The sequence below is a fragment of the Streptomyces sp. NPDC047000 genome (assembly GCF_040644295.1).
Classification (GTDB): domain Bacteria; phylum Actinomycetota; class Actinomycetes; order Streptomycetales; family Streptomycetaceae; genus Streptomyces.
The window spans coordinates 95646-116013 of the sequence record NZ_JBEYWE010000007.1 but is presented as its reverse complement, the minus strand read 5'-3'; the positions used below and the strand labels follow the sequence as shown (position 1 = coordinate 116013).

At 73.8% G+C, this 20368-nt stretch carries 23 protein-coding genes and 4 pseudogenes; 24 read left to right on the top strand and 3 right to left on the bottom strand.

Annotation, left to right across the window (positions count from 1 at the left end; genetic code table 11):
• Position 1 precedes the first annotated feature (1 nt).
• The gene (locus ABZ862_RS14180; protein ID WP_360957359.1) at positions 2–283 is read left to right on the top strand and encodes a CDGSH iron-sulfur domain-containing protein; all 282 of its coding nucleotides are present in this window, start codon (positions 2–4) and stop codon (positions 281–283) included.
• A complete protein-coding gene (locus ABZ862_RS14175) occupies positions 280–1335 on the top strand; it encodes an iron-containing redox enzyme family protein (RefSeq protein WP_360956883.1) in 1056 nt (351 codons plus the stop codon). Before ABZ862_RS14180 ends, ABZ862_RS14175 begins: the two co-directional genes overlap by 4 nt.
• Positions 1336–1417: 82 nt before the next feature.
• Here the strand turns inward: ABZ862_RS14175 and ABZ862_RS14170 are convergent, their stop codons facing one another.
• Entirely contained in the window at positions 1418–1786 is a 369-nt protein-coding gene (locus tag ABZ862_RS14170) for a DUF6479 family protein (RefSeq protein ID WP_360956880.1), read from the bottom strand.
• Positions 1783–2334: a hypothetical protein gene (locus tag ABZ862_RS14165; protein WP_360956877.1), complete on the bottom strand. Its 552-nt coding sequence runs from the start codon at positions 2332–2334 to the stop codon at positions 1783–1785. Before ABZ862_RS14165 ends, ABZ862_RS14170 begins: the two co-directional genes overlap by 4 nt.
• 343 nt (positions 2335–2677) lie before the next feature.
• Here ABZ862_RS14165 and ABZ862_RS14160 point away from each other — a divergent pair, with 343 nt between their 5' ends.
• The 21 genes and pseudogenes from ABZ862_RS14160 to ABZ862_RS14060 all read left to right on the top strand — a co-directional run bounded on the left by ABZ862_RS14160 (position 2678) and on the right by ABZ862_RS14060 (position 18143).
• Positions 2678–3817 (top strand): glutamate--cysteine ligase, encoded by a 1140-nt coding sequence (locus ABZ862_RS14160; RefSeq protein WP_360956874.1) that lies wholly within the window; start codon positions 2678–2680, stop codon positions 3815–3817.
• A gap of 134 nt (positions 3818–3951) precedes the next feature.
• Positions 3952–4935 (top strand): Rieske (2Fe-2S) protein, encoded by a 984-nt coding sequence (locus ABZ862_RS14155; protein ID WP_360956872.1) that lies wholly within the window; start codon positions 3952–3954, stop codon positions 4933–4935.
• 181 nt (positions 4936–5116) lie between these two features.
• Positions 5117–5806 (top strand): GAF and ANTAR domain-containing protein, encoded by a 690-nt coding sequence (locus ABZ862_RS14150; protein WP_360956870.1) that lies wholly within the window; start codon positions 5117–5119, stop codon positions 5804–5806.
• Positions 5807–6048: 242 nt separating this feature from the next.
• Entirely contained in the window at positions 6049–6336 is a 288-nt protein-coding gene (locus ABZ862_RS14145; protein ID WP_360956868.1) for a gas vesicle protein, read from the top strand.
• Between the two features lie 45 nt (positions 6337–6381).
• The gene (locus tag ABZ862_RS14140; protein WP_360956866.1) at positions 6382–6822 is read left to right on the top strand and encodes a gas vesicle structural protein GvpA; all 441 of its coding nucleotides are present in this window, start codon (positions 6382–6384) and stop codon (positions 6820–6822) included.
• Positions 6819–7571: a GvpL/GvpF family gas vesicle protein gene (locus tag ABZ862_RS14135; protein WP_360956864.1), complete on the top strand. Its 753-nt coding sequence runs from the start codon at positions 6819–6821 to the stop codon at positions 7569–7571. The genes ABZ862_RS14140 and ABZ862_RS14135 overlap by 4 nt, the downstream gene beginning before the upstream one ends.
• Positions 7572–7578: 7 nt before the next feature.
• Positions 7579–7839: a gas vesicle protein GvpG gene (locus ABZ862_RS14130; RefSeq protein ID WP_360956862.1), complete on the top strand. Its 261-nt coding sequence runs from the start codon at positions 7579–7581 to the stop codon at positions 7837–7839.
• Complete coding sequence (locus tag ABZ862_RS14125; protein WP_360956860.1) at positions 7839–8495, top strand: DNA primase; 657 nt, start codon at positions 7839–7841, stop codon at positions 8493–8495. Before ABZ862_RS14130 ends, ABZ862_RS14125 begins: the two co-directional genes overlap by 1 nt.
• Complete coding sequence (locus tag ABZ862_RS14120) at positions 8492–9601, top strand: SRPBCC family protein (protein ID WP_360956858.1); 1110 nt, start codon at positions 8492–8494, stop codon at positions 9599–9601. Before ABZ862_RS14125 ends, ABZ862_RS14120 begins: the two co-directional genes overlap by 4 nt.
• Entirely contained in the window at positions 9598–9972 is a 375-nt protein-coding gene (locus tag ABZ862_RS14115; protein WP_360956856.1) for a gas vesicle protein, read from the top strand. The genes ABZ862_RS14120 and ABZ862_RS14115 overlap by 4 nt, the downstream gene beginning before the upstream one ends.
• Complete coding sequence (locus ABZ862_RS14110) at positions 9969–10838, top strand: GvpL/GvpF family gas vesicle protein (RefSeq protein WP_360956854.1); 870 nt, start codon at positions 9969–9971, stop codon at positions 10836–10838. Before ABZ862_RS14115 ends, ABZ862_RS14110 begins: the two co-directional genes overlap by 4 nt.
• Positions 10816–11004 carry a gas vesicle protein GvpJ gene (gene gvpJ, locus ABZ862_RS14105; protein ID WP_360956852.1) on the top strand — a complete coding sequence of 63 codons (189 nt, stop codon included), beginning with the start codon at positions 10816–10818 and terminating at the stop codon, positions 11002–11004. Before ABZ862_RS14110 ends, gvpJ begins: the two co-directional genes overlap by 23 nt.
• 20 nt (positions 11005–11024) lie before the next feature.
• Complete coding sequence (locus ABZ862_RS14100; RefSeq protein ID WP_360957356.1) at positions 11025–11288, top strand: gas vesicle protein K; 264 nt, start codon at positions 11025–11027, stop codon at positions 11286–11288.
• 117 nt (positions 11289–11405) lie between these two features.
• Positions 11406–11741 (top strand): annotated as a pseudogene (locus ABZ862_RS14095) (LLM class flavin-dependent oxidoreductase); the annotation flags it as partial.
• Between the two features lie 122 nt (positions 11742–11863).
• Positions 11864–11959: pseudogene (locus ABZ862_RS14090) on the top strand (cysteine hydrolase); the annotation flags it as partial.
• Positions 11960–12072: 113 nt separating this feature from the next.
• Positions 12073–12960 (top strand): annotated as a pseudogene (locus ABZ862_RS14085) (FAD-binding oxidoreductase); the annotation flags it as partial.
• A gap of 5 nt (positions 12961–12965) precedes the next feature.
• Positions 12966–14021: pseudogene (locus tag ABZ862_RS14080) on the top strand (thiamine pyrophosphate-dependent enzyme); the annotation flags it as partial.
• Positions 14018–15076 carry an SDR family oxidoreductase gene (locus ABZ862_RS14075; protein WP_360956850.1) on the top strand — a complete coding sequence of 353 codons (1059 nt, stop codon included), beginning with the start codon at positions 14018–14020 and terminating at the stop codon, positions 15074–15076. The pseudogene ABZ862_RS14080 and the gene ABZ862_RS14075, both read left to right, overlap by 4 nt.
• Positions 15077–15323: 247 nt before the next feature.
• The gene (locus ABZ862_RS14070) at positions 15324–15584 is read left to right on the top strand and encodes a hypothetical protein (protein WP_360956848.1); all 261 of its coding nucleotides are present in this window, start codon (positions 15324–15326) and stop codon (positions 15582–15584) included.
• 202 nt (positions 15585–15786) lie between these two features.
• Positions 15787–17442 carry a serine/threonine-protein kinase gene (locus ABZ862_RS14065; protein WP_360956846.1) on the top strand — a complete coding sequence of 552 codons (1656 nt, stop codon included), beginning with the start codon at positions 15787–15789 and terminating at the stop codon, positions 17440–17442.
• Complete coding sequence (locus ABZ862_RS14060) at positions 17439–18143, top strand: hypothetical protein (RefSeq protein ID WP_360956844.1); 705 nt, start codon at positions 17439–17441, stop codon at positions 18141–18143. The genes ABZ862_RS14065 and ABZ862_RS14060 overlap by 4 nt, the downstream gene beginning before the upstream one ends.
• A gap of 28 nt (positions 18144–18171) precedes the next feature.
• Here the strand turns inward: ABZ862_RS14060 and ABZ862_RS14055 are convergent, their stop codons facing one another.
• A complete protein-coding gene (locus ABZ862_RS14055; RefSeq protein ID WP_360957354.1) occupies positions 18172–19689 on the bottom strand; it encodes a DHA2 family efflux MFS transporter permease subunit in 1518 nt (505 codons plus the stop codon).
• 223 nt (positions 19690–19912) lie between these two features.
• Between ABZ862_RS14055 and ABZ862_RS14050 the strand changes: the two genes are divergently transcribed.
• Complete coding sequence (locus ABZ862_RS14050; RefSeq protein WP_360956842.1) at positions 19913–20350, top strand: MarR family transcriptional regulator; 438 nt, start codon at positions 19913–19915, stop codon at positions 20348–20350.
• Positions 20351–20368 lie beyond the last annotated feature (18 nt).

Genomic DNA, 20368 nt, shown 5'->3' with positions numbered 1-20368 from the left:
CATCCGGGTGCGGCGAGACGGCCCGCTGCTGGTGGAAGGGCCGGTGGAAGTCGTCGGCGACGACGGCGAGGTGACGGTCTCGCGCCGCTTCACGGTGGCGGTCTGTACCTGCCGGCGCAGCCGCACCCCGCCGTGGTGCGACACCAGTCACCGCCGCCGCGAGAAGCGGCACGACGCGGGCGGCGCGAACGGCCCGGGCTGCGACCGGGACGCCGCGCCGCCCGACGAGGCGGGCCACGAGACGGACCCGGAGAGTGACGACGAGGAGGGGGACACGGGATGACCACGGCCCGCACCACCGGCATCGGCACCGGTACCGGACGGACCCGGCTGCGTCCCCCGCCACTGCCCGAGGCGCGCGGCCCGCTCTCGGCAGCGGTGCTGACGGCCCTGCGGGGCGACGGCACCGGCCTCCGCGCGGGAGCCGGGCTCCCGGCGGACCTCCCCGTCTACGGCGACGATCCGCAGCTCGCCCTGTACGTCCTGTACGAGCTGCACTACCAGGGCTTCGCCGGCGTGCCCGACACCCTGGAGTGGGACAGCGGCCTGCTGGCCCTGCGCGGCGCGCTGGAGGACCGTTTCCTCGCCGCCCTGCGCGCCGACGTGCCGGTGGCCCCCGGGGACACGGCCGAGGGGGCCCTGGACGAACTCCAGCTCGAACCGGTCGGTGACGACGGCGGCCTCTCGCACCGGCTGCGCCGCACGGGCACACTGCGGGAACTGCGCGAGTACGCGGCGGTGCGCTCGCTCTACCACCTCAAGGAGGCGGACCCGCACGCCTGGGTCATCCCCCGGCTGCGCGGGCGGGCCAAGGCGGCGATGGTCGCCGTGGAGTTCGACGAGTTCGGCGCGGGCCGCGCGGACGAGATCCACGCACAGCTGTTCGCCGACCTGATGACGGACCTCGGCCTGGACGCGGCCTACGGGCACTATCTCGACGCCGCGCCCGCCGAGGCGCTCGCCACCGTGAACATGATGTCCCTGTTCGGGCTGCACCGGGCCCTGCGCGGAGCGCTCGTCGGGCACTTCGCGGCGGTCGAGGTGACGTCGTCGCCCGCGTCGCGGCGGCTGGCCCAGGCGCTGCGCCGGGTGGGCGCGGGAGACGCGGCGGTGCGGTTCTACACGGAGCACGTCGAGGCGGACGCGGTGCACGAGCAGGTCGTACGGCACGACGTGGTCGGCGGCCTGTTGGAGAGCGAGCCGGAGCTGGACGGGGACGTGGTGTTCGGGATCCGCGCGACGCTGTATCTGGAGGACCGGCTGGCCGCCCGGCTGACGAGCTCCTGGAAGGCCGGGACCTCGGCACTGCGCCCTGCGGGGCCGGGGACGGGGTGACGCCCCCGCCGTCGACGCTGGAGAGACGACGGTGGGGCCGGTCCCCGGACGAGGACCGGCCCCACCGTCACACCGCCGCGGTTCAGGCCGTGCCGCCGCCCCCGCCGCCGAAGGAACCGCTGGAGCCGGAATTCCAGCGCGGTCGAGGCCGCTCCGGGCCGGGGCGGGTCGGCGCGTTGCCGAGCTGGTGCGGGGTGAGCCGGTCCTCGCCCTTCTCCGCCCTGGGCACCTCGTTGGGCTCCCTCATGTGCAGCCCTTCGTCGGCCGGGGCGGACCGGGGCCGGATCGGATGGTCCTTCGGACGGGGCGGAGCGGGCTCGCGCTGCCGGATCCGGTGGCCGAGCCGGAAGGACCACACCAGCCCGCCCGTCAGGAGCAGCCCGCACAGCAGGATGACGGCCACGCCCGCCACCGATCCCCCGGCGGCCAGGTACTGCGGAGTCGTGTTCATCGCCGCCGGGTACCCGCTGTCCGGCATCGGATGCCCTGGAGGCGTGGCGGACCCGGGTTTTCCGGCCCGGGGTGTTCCGGGGCTCGTTCTCCGGTACGCGGACCGGGGTGCCCGTCAGGAGGGCTGAGCGGGCGCCGCGGGGCACCCGGCCGGAACGCGGTCACCGGGCGGTGGCCGCTCTCGTAGCCCCCGGACAGGTTCTGCCGCACCTCGCCGGTCTCCTCGCCCTCCGCCGGCCGCTCGCGCGCCCCGGCCGGCAGGGCGTGGCACAGGGCGCGGGTGAGCAGGAAGGCGACGACCGGGGCGACGACGTCGTTGCCGCCGGCGATGATCGGCACCCCGTGGAAGGTGATGCCCGCGACGCCGAGGCCGGTGCGCACCGGCCGTTCGCGGGGCCGGTCGCAGAGGTGCTGTTCGTGCCGCCGCTCCCCCGTCAGCCGCTGCTCCACGAACGGGTAGGCGTACAGCAGGGCGGGCAGGACCACGGCCGGCAGCGGTACGTTCCACATGAGGGTGTGCCCGGCGACGTCCGTCTCCCACGGCGGCACGAGCCTGAGGGCCCCTCCGAGAGGGAATGCCTTGCGCAGCAGTCCGCCGGCTCCACGGCACGGTGCGCGGCAGGCCTCCCTGGGGCATCGGACCGCAGCGCTCCCGGCATCCGTTGCCCGCGGCGCGGGCGGCGAGTACCCGGCACGCGCGAAACACTCGTGCGCGCCGGGCACGGCACCCGAACGGCTGACGGCGGCGGCACGGCGCGGATTGCGTGTGACGTGCGTGACGCGGGTACCCGGCGTCCATGAGATTCAGCCCGGCGGACCGCCGGACACCCGGGCGGGACGGCGTCCCGCCCGGGGCAGGCGAGACGTCCGCCCGTAGTCCCCGGGAGGGGCCGTGACCGCGCGTATCGGAGTCGAAGAGGAGTTCCACGTCGTCGAGGTGGAGAGCGGCCTTCTGGTGCCGCGCGCCGACGCCGTGCTGCGGGAGCTGGACAGCGAGGTCTTCACCACCGAGCTGCAGCAGACGATCGTGGAGACGAACAGCGGTGTGCACGGCTGTCTGGACGATCTGTACCGCGACGTGGTGGGAACCCGGCGGCGGCTGGACGCGGCCGCCGCCGGGCACGGTCTCGCCGTCGCGGCGGCGGGGACGGTGCCGCTGGGGTCGACCGCGGCCGCGCGCAACACCGGAGGGCACCGCTACGAGCGCATGGTGGAGGAGTACCGCAAGGTCGCCGACGAACAGCTCATCTGCGGGGCGCACGTCCATGTGGACGTCCCGGACCGCGATCTGGCCGTGCGGATCATGTGCGAGGTGTCGCCGTGGCTGCACGTCCTGCTCGCGCTGTCCGCGAGTTCCCCCTTCTGGCTGGGCGACGACACCGGCTACGCCAGCTGGCGGACCATGGTGTGGCAGCGCTGGCCGACGGCGGGCCCGGCCGGGTGTTTCGCCGACGCCGCCGCGTACGACGCCGCCGTCCGCGATCTCGTCGGCTCGGGTGTGATCAGCGATCCGGGGATGGTCTACTACGACATCCGGCCGTCCGCGCACCAGGAGACGCTCGAGCTGCGCATCTGTGACTCCTGCCCGCGCGCCGAGACCGTGGTGCTGGTCGCCGCGCTCTTCCGCGCCCTGGTGGCCGACGCCCGTCACCGGCTGGCGGGGCCGGGGGCTCACGGCTGCGACGGCCGGCACGAATGGCTGCGCGCCGCGGCGTGGCGGGCCGCCCGGTCGGGCCTCGAGGGCGCCCTGGTCGATCCCGGGACCCGGCGTGAGGCGTCTGCGGCGCAGGTGGTGCGCGCTCTGCTGGAGCGGGTGCGCCCGCAGCTGCGGGCGGCGGGAGACTGGCAGACCGTCCGGGCGCTGGCCGAGCAGGCTCTCTCCGAGGGCACCGCCGCGTGCCGGATGCGCCGCACGGCCGAGGAGGAGGGGCTGCGGGCCTGCACGGACCTGGTCGTCGCGGAGACCCGCGGCGACCGCTCGGGGGACCGTCGGCCGGCGGCGTCGGCGCCGCCCGCTCCCCCCGGTGGGTGAGGCACGGCCAAAACCGGGCCCCGGCGCGGCCCTCATGGCCGTCGAGGGCGGCGCCGGGGCGCCTGGGGAACGGCGTCGCGAATAATGGGGTTCCGGTCTGTTTGTCCCTCTCCCGGCTGGGGACCCGGCCGCACATGACCACTGCACCACGTCGCCGCCGGATGCGGCAGAGCGGAGCACTGCGGCTGCTGGACCGCCTGGAGCGGGAGCCGCGGGCCGACACGCTCATCGATCTCCTGGGCAGAGGGGTGCGGGCCCTGCCGCTGGGACGCGGCCGGGACGCGCTGCACGGCACCTGGCTGGGGCACCCGCTCCATCCTCCGATGGTCCAGCTCCCGATCGGCAGCTGGCTGTCCGCCGCCGTCCTCGACATGCGTCCCGGCCGTTCGCGCGAGGCCGGGCTCCTGGTGGGCGTCGGCCTCGCGGCGGCCGCCCCGGCCGCGCTGGCGGGCGCGGTCGACTGGGCGGAGCTGCACCGCCAGCAGCAGCGCGTCGGGCTCGTGCACGCCTCGGCCAACATCGCCGCCGTGGGTCTGTACACGGCTTCGCTGGTCTCCCGTCTCCGGGGACGCACCGGCAGCGGCCGGCTGTACGGCTTCCTCGGGCTGGCGGCGGTCGGTGCCGGCGGCGTGCTGGGCGGCCATCTGGCCTACCGGCAGGCCTCCGGCGCCAACCACGCCGAGGACGTACCCCATCTCGTCACGCAGGGCTGGCACCGGATCGGCCGCCTGGACACCTTCCCGGCCGGTGAACTCGTCCGGCGCACCGTGGACGACGTACCGGTCGTGGTGGTGCGGGAGGACGACGGGGCGATCCACGCGCTCGCCGAGCGGTGCAGCCATCTCGCGGGGCCGCTGGCCGAGGGCACCCTGGCCGACGGCTGTGTGCGCTGCCCCTGGCACGGCAGCGAGTTCCGGCTCTCCGACGGCTGGAACGTCCACGGCCCCGCCACCGCGCCCCAGCCCGTCTTCGACACCCGGATCTCCGACGGGCAGGTCGAGATCCGGCTGCGGCAGGGCCACGGCAACGGTCACGGGCCGCGGCACGGGGCATCGGCGTCGGCCCCGGTCCGCGACGTACCGGCCGCGGGCGACGGAGGACGGCGCGGCACCGGCTGAGGGCGCCCGCCGGCGACGTCCGGGTGTCAGGTGCGACCCCGGTGGGCCGCCGCGGCGGGACCGCGGCGGCCCACCGGGGTGATCGCGGGTCGTCACCCGCGCCCCGCCGGGTAGGGGATGTCCGAGAGCACGGGCCGGACTTCGAACCTCCGGTCCCCCGGCGAACGGATCGGAGAGCGGGATGGACTGGCGCGGGTTCGCGGAGGAGATGGCGACCATGGCGCGGGACCTGCTGGCCCAGGAGTCCGTGGACGCGACGCTGCGGCGGATCACGCACACGGCCACCGCACTCGTCGAGGGGTGCGACGCGGCGGGTGTCCTCGTCCTGCGCGGCGGTGACATGCGGACTCTCGCCCCCACCGACGAACTGGTCGTCGAGTCCGACCGCCTCCAGGTCCGCCTCGGCGAAGGTCCGTGCTTCGACGCCGCCCGCAGCTCCGACGGGGAACGGGTCTTCCGGATCCCCGATTTCGGTGACACCGGCACGCGGTGGCCCCGCTACGTACCGCGGGCGCGCGGTCTGGGAGTGGGCAGCATGATGGGATTCCTGCTGTTCACCGACGACGAGGACCTCGGCGCCCTGAATCTCTACTCGCACCGGGCCGGCGCCTTCACCCGGGCGAGCGAGACGGCGGGCTGGCTGCTGGCCTCGCACGCCGCGGTCGCCTTCGCCAGCGCCCGCACCCAGGCGCAGATGGAGCAGGCCGTCGCCACCCGCCATGTCATCGGCGAGGCCATGGGCATCCTCATGGGCAGCCGTGACCTCACCGAGGAACAGGCCTTCGACGTGCTGCGCCGCCACTCGCAGGAGCACAACGTCAAACTCCGCGAGGTCGCCCGCCGGATCTGTGAGACGGGCCGCCCGGACTGACACCCGGCGCCCGCCGGCATCCGTCGGCGCCCACCGTGCCGGCCGGTTCCGCCCGGTTTCAGGTGCCGCGGAAGAGTACTCGCACCCCGCCCTCACGACGGGGCATCCGCAGCCCGTCTCCCACGAGGGTTTGGCCATAACTTTTGCGGCCACTCGACTCATATGGTGCACAAAGGGAAAATCCCCGCAACTCGGAACGTCCTCCCCTCCGGACCCCGGCGGGCGAGGACGGAACGATCACGATGACGGACCACGAGCAGGCGGACCCGATGCAGGTGCTGCGCGGGGCCCGCGAGCAGTTCGACGAGCTCACGGGCCTGGCCACCGAGAGCATCTCGTCCTTCGAGCCCTCGGGGGACGGCTGGTCCCTGGAGTTCGAGGTCCTCGAACTCGCCCGGGTGCCCGACACGATGAGTCTGATGGCGAGCTACCACGTCGATCTCGACGCGCAGGGCCGCCTCACCGGGTACCGGCGCGTCCGCCGTTATGAGCGCGGCCGGGCGGACGCCCACCGGTCCGGTCCCCGATAGCGGATCTCCCGACAAGCAGCTGCCGTATCCAGCCAAGGAGTGAGAATGACCGTCGTACCAGCACAACAGGCCGGGGGTGGGGGCGGAGGCAGCCTCTACGACGTGCTCGAGCTCGTCCTCGACAGAGGGCTCGTCATCGACGCGTTCATCAGGGTCTCCCTGGTCGGCATCGAAATCCTCAAGATCGACGTGCGGGTCGTCGTGGCCAGCGTCGACACCTATCTGCGGTTCGCCGAGGCGTGCAACCGGCTCGACCTGGAGGCGGGACCGCGCAAGAGCCCCGGTCTGCCCGACGTGATGGGCCAGATCACCGAGTCCGGCGCACGCGGCAAGTCCAAGGGCGCGCTGACCGGCGCCGTCGAGTCGTTCACCGACGCGTTCCGGCAGGGCCGGGACGAGAACTCCTCCCAGGAGGACGAGCCGGAGCCCGCGGCCCGCCCCCGCCGGAGCGCACCCGCACGCCGGAGGGAGAGGGACGAGAAGTGAACACCTACGTCTACGGCATCGTCGCACGCTCCCGTCCCGCCCTTCCCGAGGGCCTGTCGGGTGTCGGCTCCCCGCCCCGCCCGGTGCGGGTGCTCGCGGAAGGTGAACTGGCGGCGCTGGTCAGCGACGCTCCGGAGGATCTGCGTCCCAAACGCAGGGAACTGCTCGCCCACCAGAACGTGCTCGCCGAGGCCGGCGCGGGCGGCTGTGTGCTGCCCATGCGGTTCGGCAGCGCCGCCCCGGACGACAGCGCCGTCACGGCGGTCCTCGCGGAGCGGTCCGCGCACTACGCGGAACGGCTTGCCGCGCTCGACGGCAAGGCCGAGTACAACGTGAAGGCCGCCCACGTCGAGGACGCGGTCCTGCAACTGGTGGTGTCCGAGAACGCCGGCGTGCGGGAACTGGCCGAGGCGCAGCGGCAGTCCGGCGGCGGCAGTTACGAAGAACGCCTGCATCTGGGCGAGATGATCGCCGACGCCGTCAAGTCGAGGGAGGCCGTGGACGCGGCGGACCTGCGGACGGCGCTGGAGCACGTGACCTCGGCCATCGCCGCCGGCCCGGAGTCGACGGGCTGGCTGGCCAATGTCTCCGTCCTCGTCGACCGGGACGCGGCAGGGGATTTCCTGGCGGTCGTGGACGAACTCCGCCAGGAGCGTCCGCACCTCGACGTGCGGGTGAACGGCCCGCTGCCGCCGTACAGCTTCGTGGAACCGGGCCCCGCCGAACCGGCGGCCCCCTCCGGAGGGTAGCGGCGCCATGGGACTGATCTCGGAAGTGCTCCTGCTGCCGTTCGCTCCCGTACGGGGCAGCGGATGGGTCGTCCAGCAGGTGGTGCGGGAGGCCGAGCGGATCTACTACGACCCCTCGGCCATCCAGGCGGAACTCGCCCGTCTGGAGACACAGCTGGAGGCCGGTGAGATCTCCGAGGAGGAGTTCGACCGGCTGGAGGACGACCTCCTCGACCGACTCGAGGCCGCGAACCGGCGGACTGCGGCGACGAACGACGGGACGACATGATGAACCGGACAGCACTCGGCCTCGCGATCGGGGCCGGCTACCTGCTCGGCAGGACGAAGAAGATGAAACTCGCGATCGCCGCAGGCAGCCTGGTGGCGGGCAAGCGGCTCAATCTGAGCCCCGGAGCGGTGACCGAGCTGATCACCCGGCAGCTGAAGGACAACCCCCAGTTCAAGGAGATCGGCGGCGAACTGCGCAACGATCTGCGCGGGGTCGGCAAGGCCGCCTCGGGCGCGCTGGTCGAACGGCAGATCGCGGCGCTGGCCGACCGGCTGCACGACCGTACGGCCGGAGTACGCGGACGTCTCTCGGGCGAGGTGCCCGGCACTGGCAAGGACGCGGACACGCAGGAGGAGGAGCCGGACACCGGCGAGGACCAGGACACCGGAGGCGGTGCCGGCACCGGGCGCACCGAGGACGCCGGGGATGAGAAGGCCGAGGCACCCCGGCGCCGCAGGCCCCGCCGCGCCGAGGAGAGCGACAGGAGCGACGAGGACGAGCGGCCCTCACGCGCGAAGCAGTCCGGGAGTGGACCGGCGAAGAAGACCGCGGGCAGGGCGTCCGCCGCGAAGAAGGCGCCGGCCCGGAAGACGGCGAGCGCGGCCGGGCGGACCGCGCGCGCCGCAGGGCGCAAGGCAGGAGGCGACACGCGATGACAGAGACCGGCTCCGCGCCCTCCAGGAAAGCCGGACAGGCGGCGGGCGGTGGTCCGCTCTCCGAGGTGGCCCACAGCGAGGCCGCCGACCGCCTCAAGGAGGAGATGCAGGAATACCTCGCGGCCCAGGCCGAACGGCTCCTGGCCGGTGTCGGCCGCCGGCTCGGCGAGACCACCGGCAAGCTCAACGACATCGCCGAGGGCAAGAGCCCCGGCCTCGCACGGCTCGCGCTGGACGGCGGCCGGAAGATGGCCCAGGGCAAGGGACCGCTGCGTACCGCACTGGAACTCGGTGCCTCCCGCGCGAAGGACAACGTGATGGGCGCGCTCAAGAACCTCGGGGGCGGCAAGGGGAAGCGGAAGAAGGGCGCCGGCAAGAAGCCCACCGTGATCATCGAGCACATCGACGTCGGTGTGCCGCTGCGTACCGCGTACGACCAGTGGACGCAGTACCAGGACTTCAGCACCTTCGCCAAGGGCGTCAAGAGCGCGAGCCGCTCGGACGACGTCCAGTCGGACTGGCAGCTGAAGGTCTTCTGGTCCAACCGCAGTTGGAAGGCGAAGACCACCGAGCAGGTTCCGGACGACCGGATCGCGTGGGCCTCCGAGGGCGCCAAGGGCACCACGAGGGGTGTGGTCTCCTTCCACCGGCTCGCGGACAACCTCACCCGCGTCCTGCTGGTCATCGAGTACTACCCGTCAGGTCTGTTCGAGAAGACCGGGAACATCTGGCGCGCCCAGGGCCGCCGGGCCCGTCTCGACCTCAAGAACTTCGCCCGGTTCATCACCCTCAAGGGAGAGGCGGAGGACGGCTGGCGCGGCGAGATCCGCGACGGCGAGGTCGTCCGGTCCCACGAGGACGCGGTCGCGGAGGAGGACGAAGAGAACGGGGAGAACGAGGAGAACGAACCGGAGGGTTCCGCCGACGAGGAGGAACCGGAGGACGAGTACGAGGACGAGGAGCCGGAGGAGGAGTACGACGAGGAGGAGGCCGAAGGCGAGTACGAGGACGAGGAGGAACCGGAGGACGAGTACGAGGACGAGGACCAGGAGGCGGAGGAGGACGAGGACCAGGAGGAGGACACCCGGGTGGGGAGCCGGAGATGACCATGCCGAGCCGGCTCCCGGAGCCACACGGCCAGGGCGGCGGCACGAACCTGGCCGATGTCCTGGAACGCGTCCTCGACAAGGGCGTCGTCATCGCGGGTGACATCCGGATCAACCTGCTCGACATCGAGCTGCTCACCATCAAGCTCCGCCTGGTCGTCGCCTCCGTCGACAAGGCCAAGGAGATGGGCATCGACTGGTGGGAGGACGATCCCGCCCTGTCCTCCCGCGCGCGTCGCAACGAACTCGCCAAGGAGAACGCCGAGTTGCGCGAGCGTCTGACGCATCTGGAGGAACTGGGGACGGGCCGGGCCCAGGAGACGGCGGACCGCCCCCGTAAGAAGGCGGAGAGGAGCCGCGAGCCGCGATGACCGGACTGCGTTACGTCTACGCCGTCTGCCGGCCCCTCGGCACCCCTCTGCCGGCCGGCCTGCGGGGCGTCGCGGACGATCGGCCCCGGCTGCTCGTCCACCATGACCTCACCGCCGTCGTCAGCCGCGTACCGGCCGACGACTTCGCCGAGGAACCGCTCCGCGCCCATCTGGAGGACCTGGACTGGCTGGCCGCGACGGCACGCGCCCACCAGGACGTCGTCGACGCGCTCACCGCCGTCACCACCCCGCTGCCACTGCGGCTGGCCACCGTGTTCCACGACGACGGCGCCGTCCGCGCGATGGTGGAGGACCGTGCGGACGGCTTCCGTCGCGCCCTGGACCGGCTGAGCGGCCGGGTCGAGTGGGGCGTGAAGGTCTACGCCGTGCCCGACGCCGGCACCGGGCCCCCAGCCGGTGACGCGACCGGTGACGCGACCGGCGGGGCACCGCCCGCGAAGCCCGCCTCGGGCCGTGACTACCTGCGGCAGCGGCACCGCAGAGTCATGGCGCGCGAGACGGCCGCGCAGCGCGCCGAACGGCTCGCGGAGCAGCTGCACCACACCCTTTCCGCGCACGCGGAGGCGGCCCGGCTCCATCCGCCGCAGCGCGGCGCCCTGTCGGGCGTCTCCGGGACCAACGTGCTCAACGCCGCCTACCTGGTGCCCCGCGAGCGGTCCGGGGAGTTCACGGAACTCGTGGAACAGGCGAAGGACCAGGTGCCCGGCACGGAGGTGCTGCTCACGGGCCCCTGGGCGGCGTACTCCTTCCTGGAGTCCCTGATGGAACCGGAGCCCACCGCACCGGACGACGGCCCGGCGGCAGACGGAGGGGGACACGGCGATGACCGTCATGGAGCACCGTGAGATCGCCCTGGTGGACCTGCTCGACCGGCTGCTGGCCGGTGGTGTGGTCATCAAGGGCAACATCGTCCTGGCCATCGGGGACGTGGACCTCGTCCGTATCGACCTCGACGCCCTGATCAGTTCCGTGAACGACCGGGTGCCCGCGATCTGGGGAGGGCCGCTGTGACCGCCGCCCGCCCCGACAGGATGGACCTCACGCCCGACACGGTCGAGCGCGACCTGGTCAAACTGGTCCTCACCGTGGTCGAACTGCTGCGCCAGCTCATGGAACGCCAGGCGCTGCGCCGTTTCGGCCAGGGCGACCTCGACGAGGAGCAGGAGGAGCGCATCGGGCTCACGCTGATGCTCCTCGAGGAACGCATGGCCGAGCTGCGCGAGCGCTACGGGCTGCGGCCCGAGGACCTCAACCTGGACCTCGGCCCGCTGGGCCCGCTGCTCCCCCGAGAGTGACCGGACGGCACACGCCTCCCCGCCGTGACGCCCGCCCGGAAAGGGGTTCCGCGCGGGCGCCGGGCGGGTACCCGGGGCGCCGCGTTCCCGTGACGGCCGCGCACCCAGGGAGGCATGATGACCGGCTTCGGATACTTCCCCTCCGGCGAGGAGCACACTCCGGCACAGCTCGTCGAGCAGGCCCGTACGGCCGAGCGGGCCGGCTTCGACGCCCTGTGGATCTCGGACCACCACCACCCGTGGAACGACCGGCAGGGACAGAGCCCCTTCGTGCGGAACGTGATCGGGGCCCTGTCGCAGGCCGTGTCGCAGTCCGTGTCGCAGTCCGTGGAGACGGCGGTGACCTGTCCCCCGGTACGGACGCATCCCGCGGTGACCGCCCAGGCCGCCGCCAGCAGCGCGGTGCAGATGGACGGGCGGTCCCGGCCGGGTGCCGGCACCGGTGAAGCCCTCTTCGACTTCTACCGCACCGAGGTCCTGCCGCGGGTGCGCGGCTGACCGGGCCGGTGAGAGTCGTGGTGAGCACCACGGACGGACCGGACGGGACGGCGGGGCGCGCGCTCGTCGTCATCGACATGATCAACACCTACGACCACGAGGACGCCGACCTGCTGCTCCCGGCGGCCGGGCGGATCGTGCCGATGCTGAGGGAACTGATCGGCCGGGCCCGGGACGATGATGGCGCGGAACATGGGTGCCCGGATCCTGCCGGGGAAGGAAATCGGATTCCCGGGTACCCGGCCGACCGTGACGGACGGACATCCGTATCAGCCGGAGGGCGGCCATGAGTGAATCTGCAGGCGGGAAGGGTCTCGGCGGGCTGGCGTCCGCGCTGCGGGCCGGCGCCGACGCCGAGGTCCGGTTCGACGCGGGCAGCCGCGGGGCCTACTCCACGGACGGCTCCAACTACCGGCAGGTGCCCCTCGGGGTCGTGGTGCCGCACTCCGTCGAGGCGGGCGCCCACGCGGTGGGGATCTGCGCCCGCTTCGACGTGCCCGTGCTGTCGCGCGGCGGCGGGACGAGCCTGGCCGGGCAGGCCACCAACGCGGCCGTGGTGATCGACTGGACCAAGTACTGCCACGGCCTCGTCTCCGTCGACCCCGACGCCCGTACCTGTGTGGTGGAACCCGGCATCGTCCTCGACGAGCTCAACCGCCGACTGGCGGACCACCGGCTCCAGTTCGGGCCGAAGCCGTCCACCCACACCCACTGCGCGCTCGGCGGGATGATCGGCAACAACTCGTGCGGGGCGTCCGCGCAGGCGTACGGCAAGACGGTGGACAACGTACGCCGGCTGGAGGTCCTCACCTACGACGGGCTGCGCCTGTGGACCGGCCCGACCTCCCCCGCCGAGCGGGCGGAGATCGCCGCCGGGGGAGGCCGCCGGGCGGCGCTCTACGACGGCCTGGACCGCATCGTCACCGAGCACCTCGCGGACATCCGCCGCGGCTACCCGAAGATCCCGCGCCGGGTGTCCGGCTACAACCTCGACTCACTGCTCCCGGAGAACGGTTTCGACGTCGCCAGGGCACTGGTGGGCAGCGAGGGCACCCTCGTCACGGTGCTGCGTGCCGAGCTCGACCTGGTGCCCGTGCCCCGTCACCAGTCGCTGCTGGTCCTCGGGTACGACGACATCTGCCGCGCCGCCGACGACGTACCGCGTCTGCTGGAGCGCCGCCCCATGTCACCGGCGCCATCGGGCTGCTGGGCACCCGGCCGTCGTACGACATGATGCGGGAGTGCGACACGCTCCTCGTCGTCGGCTCGTCGTTCCCCTACACGCAGTTCCTGCCGGAGTTCGGCAAGGCGCGGGCCGTGCAGATCGACATCGACCCGCACATGGTGGGCCTGCGCTATCCGTTCGAGGTCAACCTCGTCGGTGACGCCGCCCGGACACTGCAGCGGCTGCTCCCGCTGCTGCGGCAGATGGAGGACCCGGCGTGGCGCAAGAAGATCGAGGACAACGTCGCCCGCTGGTGGGAGGTCATGGAGCGGCGGGCCGGTGTCGAGGCCGACCCGGTCAACCCGGAGCACGTGGTGCACGCGCTCAGCGGTGTGCTCCCCGGCAACGCGATCGTCAGCTCCGACTCCGGCTCGGCCGCCAACTGGTACGCCCGGCACCTGAGGCTGCACGGCGGGATGCGGGGGTCGCTGTCGGGCACGCTGGCCACGATGGGGCCCGGTGTGCCGTACGCCATCGGGGCCAAGTTCGCCCACGGCGACCGTCCGGCGATCGCGCTGGTGGGTGACGGGGCGATGCAGATGAACGGTATGGCCGAGCTGATCACGATCGCCAAGTACTGGCGGGAATGGCAGGATCCGCGGCTGATCGTCGCCGTGTTCAACAACCGGGACCTGAACCAGGTGACCTGGGAGATGCGGGCCATGGAGGGGGCGCCCCAGTTCCTGCCGTCGCAGTCCCTCCCGGACGTGCCCTACGCCGACTTCGCCCGCTCCGTGGGGCTGACCGGGATGCGGATCGAGAAGCCCGGCGAGGTGGGCGGCGCCTGGGAGACGGCGCTCGCGGCCGACCGGCCGTGCGTGCTGGACTTCGTGACCGACCCCGCCGTACCGCCCGTCCCGCCGCACGCCGCCCTCGACCAGATCGAGGCCGCCGCGGCCGCCGTCCTCAAGGGCGACAGCGACCGTGCCGCCATGGTCAGGCAGGGTTTCAAGGCCAAGGTGCAGGAATTCCTGCCGGGCGGCCGGCACGGTGGTGAGGAGCGGAAGTGAACGGCACGGGAACGGACCACGGAGCGGGAACGGACACGGCCCAGGTCGTCGTCGTCACCGGGGCCAGCGCGGGGATCGGCCGGGCCACCGCGCGGCTGTTCGCCCGGCGGGGTGCGTCCGTCGCGCTGATCGCGCGCGGCCGCGCCGGTCTCGAGGCGGCGGCCCGGGAGGTGACGGAGCTCGGCGGGCGCCCTCTCGTACAGGTGGCGGACACCGCCGACGCGCGGCAGCTGGAGACCGCGGCGAAGGCGGCCGAAGCGGCCCTCGGCCCCATCGACATCTGGGTCAACTGCGCCTTCACCAGCGTGTTCGCGCCGTTCACCGAGATCACCGCCGAGGAGTACGACCGGGTGACCCGGGTCTCCTACCTCGGCTTCGTCAACGGCACCCGGACCGCACTGGCCCGGATGCTGCCGCGTGACCACGGGACGATCGTGCAGGTCGGCTCGGCGCTGGGCGAGCGGTCCATCCCGCTCCAGTCGGCCTACTGCGGCGCCAAGCACGCCATCAACGGCTTCACCTCGTCCGTGCGGACCGAACTCCTACACAGCGGCAGCAAGGTGCGCATCACCGTCGTCCAGATGCCCGCGGTCAACACCCCGCAGTTCTCCTGGGTGCGCTCCCGGCTCCCCCGGCAGCCGCAGCCGGTGCCGCCGATCTACCAGCCCGAGGTCGCCGCACGCGGTGTGCTGCACGCCGCCGACCACCCGGGGCGCCGGGAGCGCTGGATCGGCGCCGGCACCGTGGCCACCGTCCTGGCGAACCGGCTCGCCCCCGCCCTGCTCGACCGCTGTCTCGCCCGCACCGGCTTCGACTCCCAGCAGACCGACCGGCCCGCCGCACCGGGCCCGGGCAATCTGCGGGTCCCGGCGGACGAGGCACCGGGCTCGGACCACGGAGCCCGCGGGGGCTTCGACGACCGGTCCCACGGCCGGTCGTGGCAGGCGGCTCTCGCCCGGCATCCCGTGGCGGCCGCCACCACGGCGACGGGGGTGGCCGCCACCGCGGTCGGCATCGGCCGGCGGCTCGCGGCGGCCCGCGGCGGGGCCCGCTGAGCGGCGGCCGCTCGCCCCGCGGGAAGGTCCGGCCGCCCGAAGCGGCCGGGCCTTCCCGATGACTGACACGGCGTCCGGCGCGGGGCGCGGCGGACCCTCCGGGACGGTTTCGGTCGGTGTCCTGTTTCGACGGTTCCTGCCCGAGACGTCTCAGCGGACGGCCCGCGCGGTGACGGTGCGGCCGCGGGGGCTTACACTCGGCAGCCGTTGCCAGCGCCTACCAGCCACCGACCGGAGTGAAGTGCCCGTGTTCCAGGACGCCCCCATCTATCACCGTCTCATCGCCGAACGCGGCGATGTGCCCGCACGCGTCCGGGACGCGGCAGCCAGCATCCGGCGTGATCTCGAAGCGGTGATACGGATCGAGGGTCCCGCGGGTCCCTACGACGCCGGCTACCAGGCCGGCCGTACGGCCGCCGCGCCTCCCGTCCAGCCGTCCCCTCAGCCGTCCGCCGCGCCGGCCGTGCTGCCCTACAACGCGCTCCCGCCCGGCAGACCGCAGCACTGAACGCCCGTCCCCCGGGGGAACCCGCCCGCGTGCGGTCGGCCGCCGGTCGGCGGGCCGTGGCGCCCGCCCTGTCGCGCCGCAACCGCTCCGGCCGGAAAGATGTCTCTGTACGCGTGGCCGGTCGCCGGACCCCGGGCGGGGACGGGGACCGGCGCGGACGCGGATGCCGGGACACGGCCGCGCGACGGAACCGGGGGACGGAATGAACGCATGGGCGGTGCCGGGGTACACCGAGTCGTCCGAGCTCGGGGCGGGGGCGAGCGGGCGGGTCGTCCTGGCCGTGCACCAGGAGACGGGGGTGCCGGTCGCGGTCAAGTACCTCAGCGAGTCGCTGCTCGCCCGGCCCGGCTTCGTGACGGGTTTCCGGGCCGAGGCGCGGCTGCTGGGCGGGCTGGAGAGCCCGTACGTCGCCGGGCTGTACGAGTACGTCGAGAGCCCGGACGGCGCGGCCATCGTGATGGAGCTGGTGGACGGCGTCTCGCTGCGGACGCTCCTGACCCGGCAGGGCCCGCTGGAGCCGGAGGCCGCGCTGGTGGTGCTCAAGGGCTCCCTGCTCGGCCTGGCGGACGCGCACCGGGTCGGGGTGGTGCACCGCGACTACAAGCCGGAGAACGTCCTGGTGGTACCGGACGGTTCGTCGAAACTGGTCGACTTCGGCATCGCCGTGGACAGCGGTACCCAGGTCGGCATCGCGGGCACGCCGTCGTACATGGCCCCGGAACAGTGGACCGGGGCCCCCGCCTCCCCGGCCGCCGACGTGTACGCGGCCACGGCGACGTTCTTCGAGTGCCTGACGGGCCACCGGCCGTACACCGGTGACAACCTCGCCGAGCTGGCGCTGCGCCACGTGGACGCGCCCGTCCCCGTGGGGGAGGTCCCGGAACCGGTACGGGACCTGGTGCTGCGCGGTCTGGCGAAGGACCCCGCGCGGCGGCCCGGCCACGCCGAGCTGTTCGTCGCCGAGCTGGAGGCGGTGGCCGGCGCCGCGTACGGCCCCGGCTGGGAGGAACGCGGCCGAAGCCGGCTCGCCGCGCTGGTGGCCCTGCTGCTCCTGTTGCTGCCGTCGTCCCGCGCCGGCGCCCGCACCACCACCGACACCGCCCGCACGGTCCTGGCCCGGCCCACGGCGCCGGGCGGACTCCGCCCGTGGCTGCCCGGCCGGGTGGGGCTGCTGCTGTCCGCGGCAGCCCTGCTCGTGGGTCTCCTGCTGGCCTACGGCGCACCGGCCGCGCCGGGTACGGCGGCCGGGCAGGCGGCCGGGGCGGCGGCCACCACCAGCACCGGCCCAAGCGGCGGAGCGGGGCCGGGAGGGGCCGCCTCGGCCACCCCGCTCACCTCGCCGGCACCGCCGGCCTCCCCGAGCGCATCGCCGTCGGCGGCGGAGACCACGGCGGCCCCCACCGGCACGGCGGACCCCACGGCCACCGCCTCGGCACCGGCGACGCCGTCCGCCGCACCGCCGTCCGGCGGCAGCGCGACTCCGCCGTCCTCGCCCACCGCGGCCTCCCCCACGCCGAGCGCCACCCCCGCCCCCGCGGTCAAGGACATCACGGTGTCGGCGTTCCAGCAGACGGGCCCCTGGACCGCCTCGGCGACGATCGGCGTGACCACGGACGGCACCGGCCCGGTGTCCGTCACGGTGACCTGGTACACCGGCGACGCGCCGGGCGCGCCCGGCGCCCCGGACGGCTCGGCCCAGACGTTCCAGCGCAGCGGCGCCACCCGGTACACGCTCAGCGTCGACCACACCTTCCAGAACGCGGGCTGCTACTGGACGGTGGGCGTGGTGACGGCCCCGGCCGCCGCCGGCAAAGGCGCCTCGCAGCAGCTCATGACGAGGCAGTGTGAGATCCGATGACGACCCCCGAGGACCGGGTCCCGGCCCCCGCCCCCGCCCCCGGCATCACCGACGCCGACGCCGACGCCGACTACAGCGCCACGGTGCTGTCCAGTCACTGGTTCCAGCGCCCCGAGCCGGAGCCCACCGCGACGGTGGCGGTTCCGGCGGCCACCCTGCCGGAGGCGGCGGCCACCCTGCCCGATCCGCCGGCGGTCCGGCCCGACCGCGTCGAGGGCACGGTGCTGCGCTTCGGGCCGGGAGTGACGGCGGCGCTCACCCACCGCACCCTGCCGGCGTTCACCGTCCCGCCCGCACCGGCACGCCCCCGGCGGCGCCTGCGCCGGCACGCGCTGCCGGTGCTGGTGCTGGTCTGTGTGCTCGCGTTGCTGCTCTGGCAGCGTCTGGGCCCGCCGGTCGGCGTGCGCGCGGTGTCGGTGACCTCCCGCCCGGCGGCGGTCGGCTGCGACGGCACCGCGGACGTCGTCGGCCTGGTCACCACGGACGGCCGCCCGGGCACCCTGGCCTACCGCTGGTACCGGAGCGACGGCACGTCCTCGGCGACCCTGCGCGAGTCCCTCTCCCGCGGCGAGCGCCACGCCCGGCTGCACCTGCGCTGGACCTTCCGGGGCAAGGGCCGCTACGACGCCCGCGCGGAGCTGCGGATCCTGTCACCGACACACCACTCGGCGGCCACTCCCCTGACGTACGCCTGTTCCTGACGGATCGTCAATTCTGTCCGTCGGCAAGTCACTTCACGGCTGAAGGGTGACCCTCACCCGCATCACCGGCGGGTCCCGCCGTCCCGGGGCCCGGGGCCGCCTTCGGCGCCGGGCCCCAATGAACCTTCTGGCGGCCGCGGCGCAGGACCGTGGCGCCCCGGCGGAGGGCCGAGGCACGGCCCCGGGCGCGGATCTCACCGCCCACCGCCGCGCGGGCCGGGCCGTCGGGGAGGGTGAAGGCGAAGACCGCCGTCACCGCGGCGATCGCCGCCAGGACCAGGTAGGCAGCCTGGTACGCGGCCACCGGCGGGTCGGTCACGGCGGTCGCCGGGGTGTTCAGGACCAGGGCGGTGGTCACCACCGCGGGGGCGAGGGCGCCGCCGGTCTGCCGTACCACGGTGTTCAGGGTGGACGCCTGGGCCAGGTCCCGGCGGTCGACGGAGGCCAGCGAGGCCACCGTCGTCGGCATGAAGACACCGCCCATGGCGATGCCGAGCAGGAACATGTAGAGCCGGAAGGTCCACAGGCCGGTGTCCTGGTCGCAGGTCGCGAACAGCAGCAGGACCAGGGCCACACCGGTCATGCCGCAGCCGACTATCAGCCGGGGGCCGATGCGGCCGTAGAGCAGGCCGGCCACCTGGACGGTCAGCAGGACGCCGAACGCCTCCGGGAAGGTGCTGGTGCCGGACTCCAGGGCGGTGCGGCCCAGGGCCTGCTGGAGGAAGAGCGGGCCGAGGTACATGGCGCCGAGGATCGGCACCAGGCCGACCAGGTTGATCAGGTTGGTGTCCCGGAAGAGGCGGTCCGCGAACAGCCGGAGCCTCAGCAGCGGTTCGGCGGTGCGCAGTTCGAAGGCGACGGCGGCGGCGAGCAGGACGGCACCGGCGGCGAGGGCGGTGAGCACGGCGGTGGACGTCCAGCCCTGGTTGGGGCCCTCGCACACCCCGAACATCACCGCGCCCAGACCCGCCGCGCTCAGCAGCAGCCCCGTCAGGTCGAAGCGGCCGGGCCGCTCACCCCGGTGCCCGGCGAGGAACAGCAGTCCGAAGAGGAGCGCCGGGAGGCCGATCGGCAGGTTGACGTAGAACACCCAGCGCCAGGAGAGGCGGTCGACCAGCAGGCCGCCGAGGATCGGTGCCGCGGCGGGGGCGATCTGCTGCGGGATGATCATGTACCGGGAGATGTGCACCTGCTCCGAGGAGCTGAAGGTGTGGAAGAGCAGGGCGGCGGAGGCCGGGAAGAGCACACCGGCGGACAGGCCCTGCACCGCGCGGAAGGCGACGAGTTCGCCGAGCCCGGCGGCGGCTCCGCACAGCAGGGACGAGCCGAGGAACGCGGCGAGCGCGGTCAGCAGCACGCGCTTGCCGCCGACCCGTTCGACCAGCCAGGCGGAGGCGGGAATGGCCATGGCCAGACAGACGGGGTACACCACGACGACGCCGTCCAGGGCGGCCGTCGTCAGGCCGAACTGACGGGCGATCGAGGGCAGCGCCACCGTGGTGATCGCCCCGTCGACGATCGCGACGAACGTCACGCTGACGCACATGACGGGGACGACCAGGCGCTGGCCCGGACGGCGGGGGAAGAGGGAGGAGAGGGGACGGTGTCGGAACGGCAGCAGCACATGCTGAGCATACTCACTATGCGCGTGCTCATAGAATCGGGTTTCGCGGTGGGACCCCGCCGCGCGGAACCCACAGCGCGTGCGGCACACGCGTCACGCACACAGGTGCGTCACGCACGGCACGCGCGGAGCGACGGGGAGCGGCATGGCGGTACAAGGCAGCAGCGACGTCCTGATCGACGAGCTCTACGAGACGACTCACCGGCTGCGCCAGTTCGTGGAGGCCCGGCTGCACGGCAGCGGTGCCTCCGTCGCCCGGCTCCGGGCGCTGCGGATGCTGGCCCGGGCCCGCGAGCCGTTGCGGATGCGGGATCTGAGCGAGATGACGGGCGTCGCGCCCCGGACGGCGACCAGCATCGTCGACAGCCTGGAACGGGACGGGCTCGTGGAACGGGTCCGCCACCCGCACGACCGGCGGGCGTTCCTGCTGCGCCTCACCGACGACGGCGTGCGGTGCCACCGCGAGGCGGAGGAGGTGGACCGGGTGGCCCTGGCCGAGGCGACGGGCGGTCTGGACGCCGAGGACCGGGAACGGTTCAGGGAGCTGCTCGGCCGCATCCGCGCGGCGACCGCCGCCGCCTGACGGCGGCGGTACGGGACG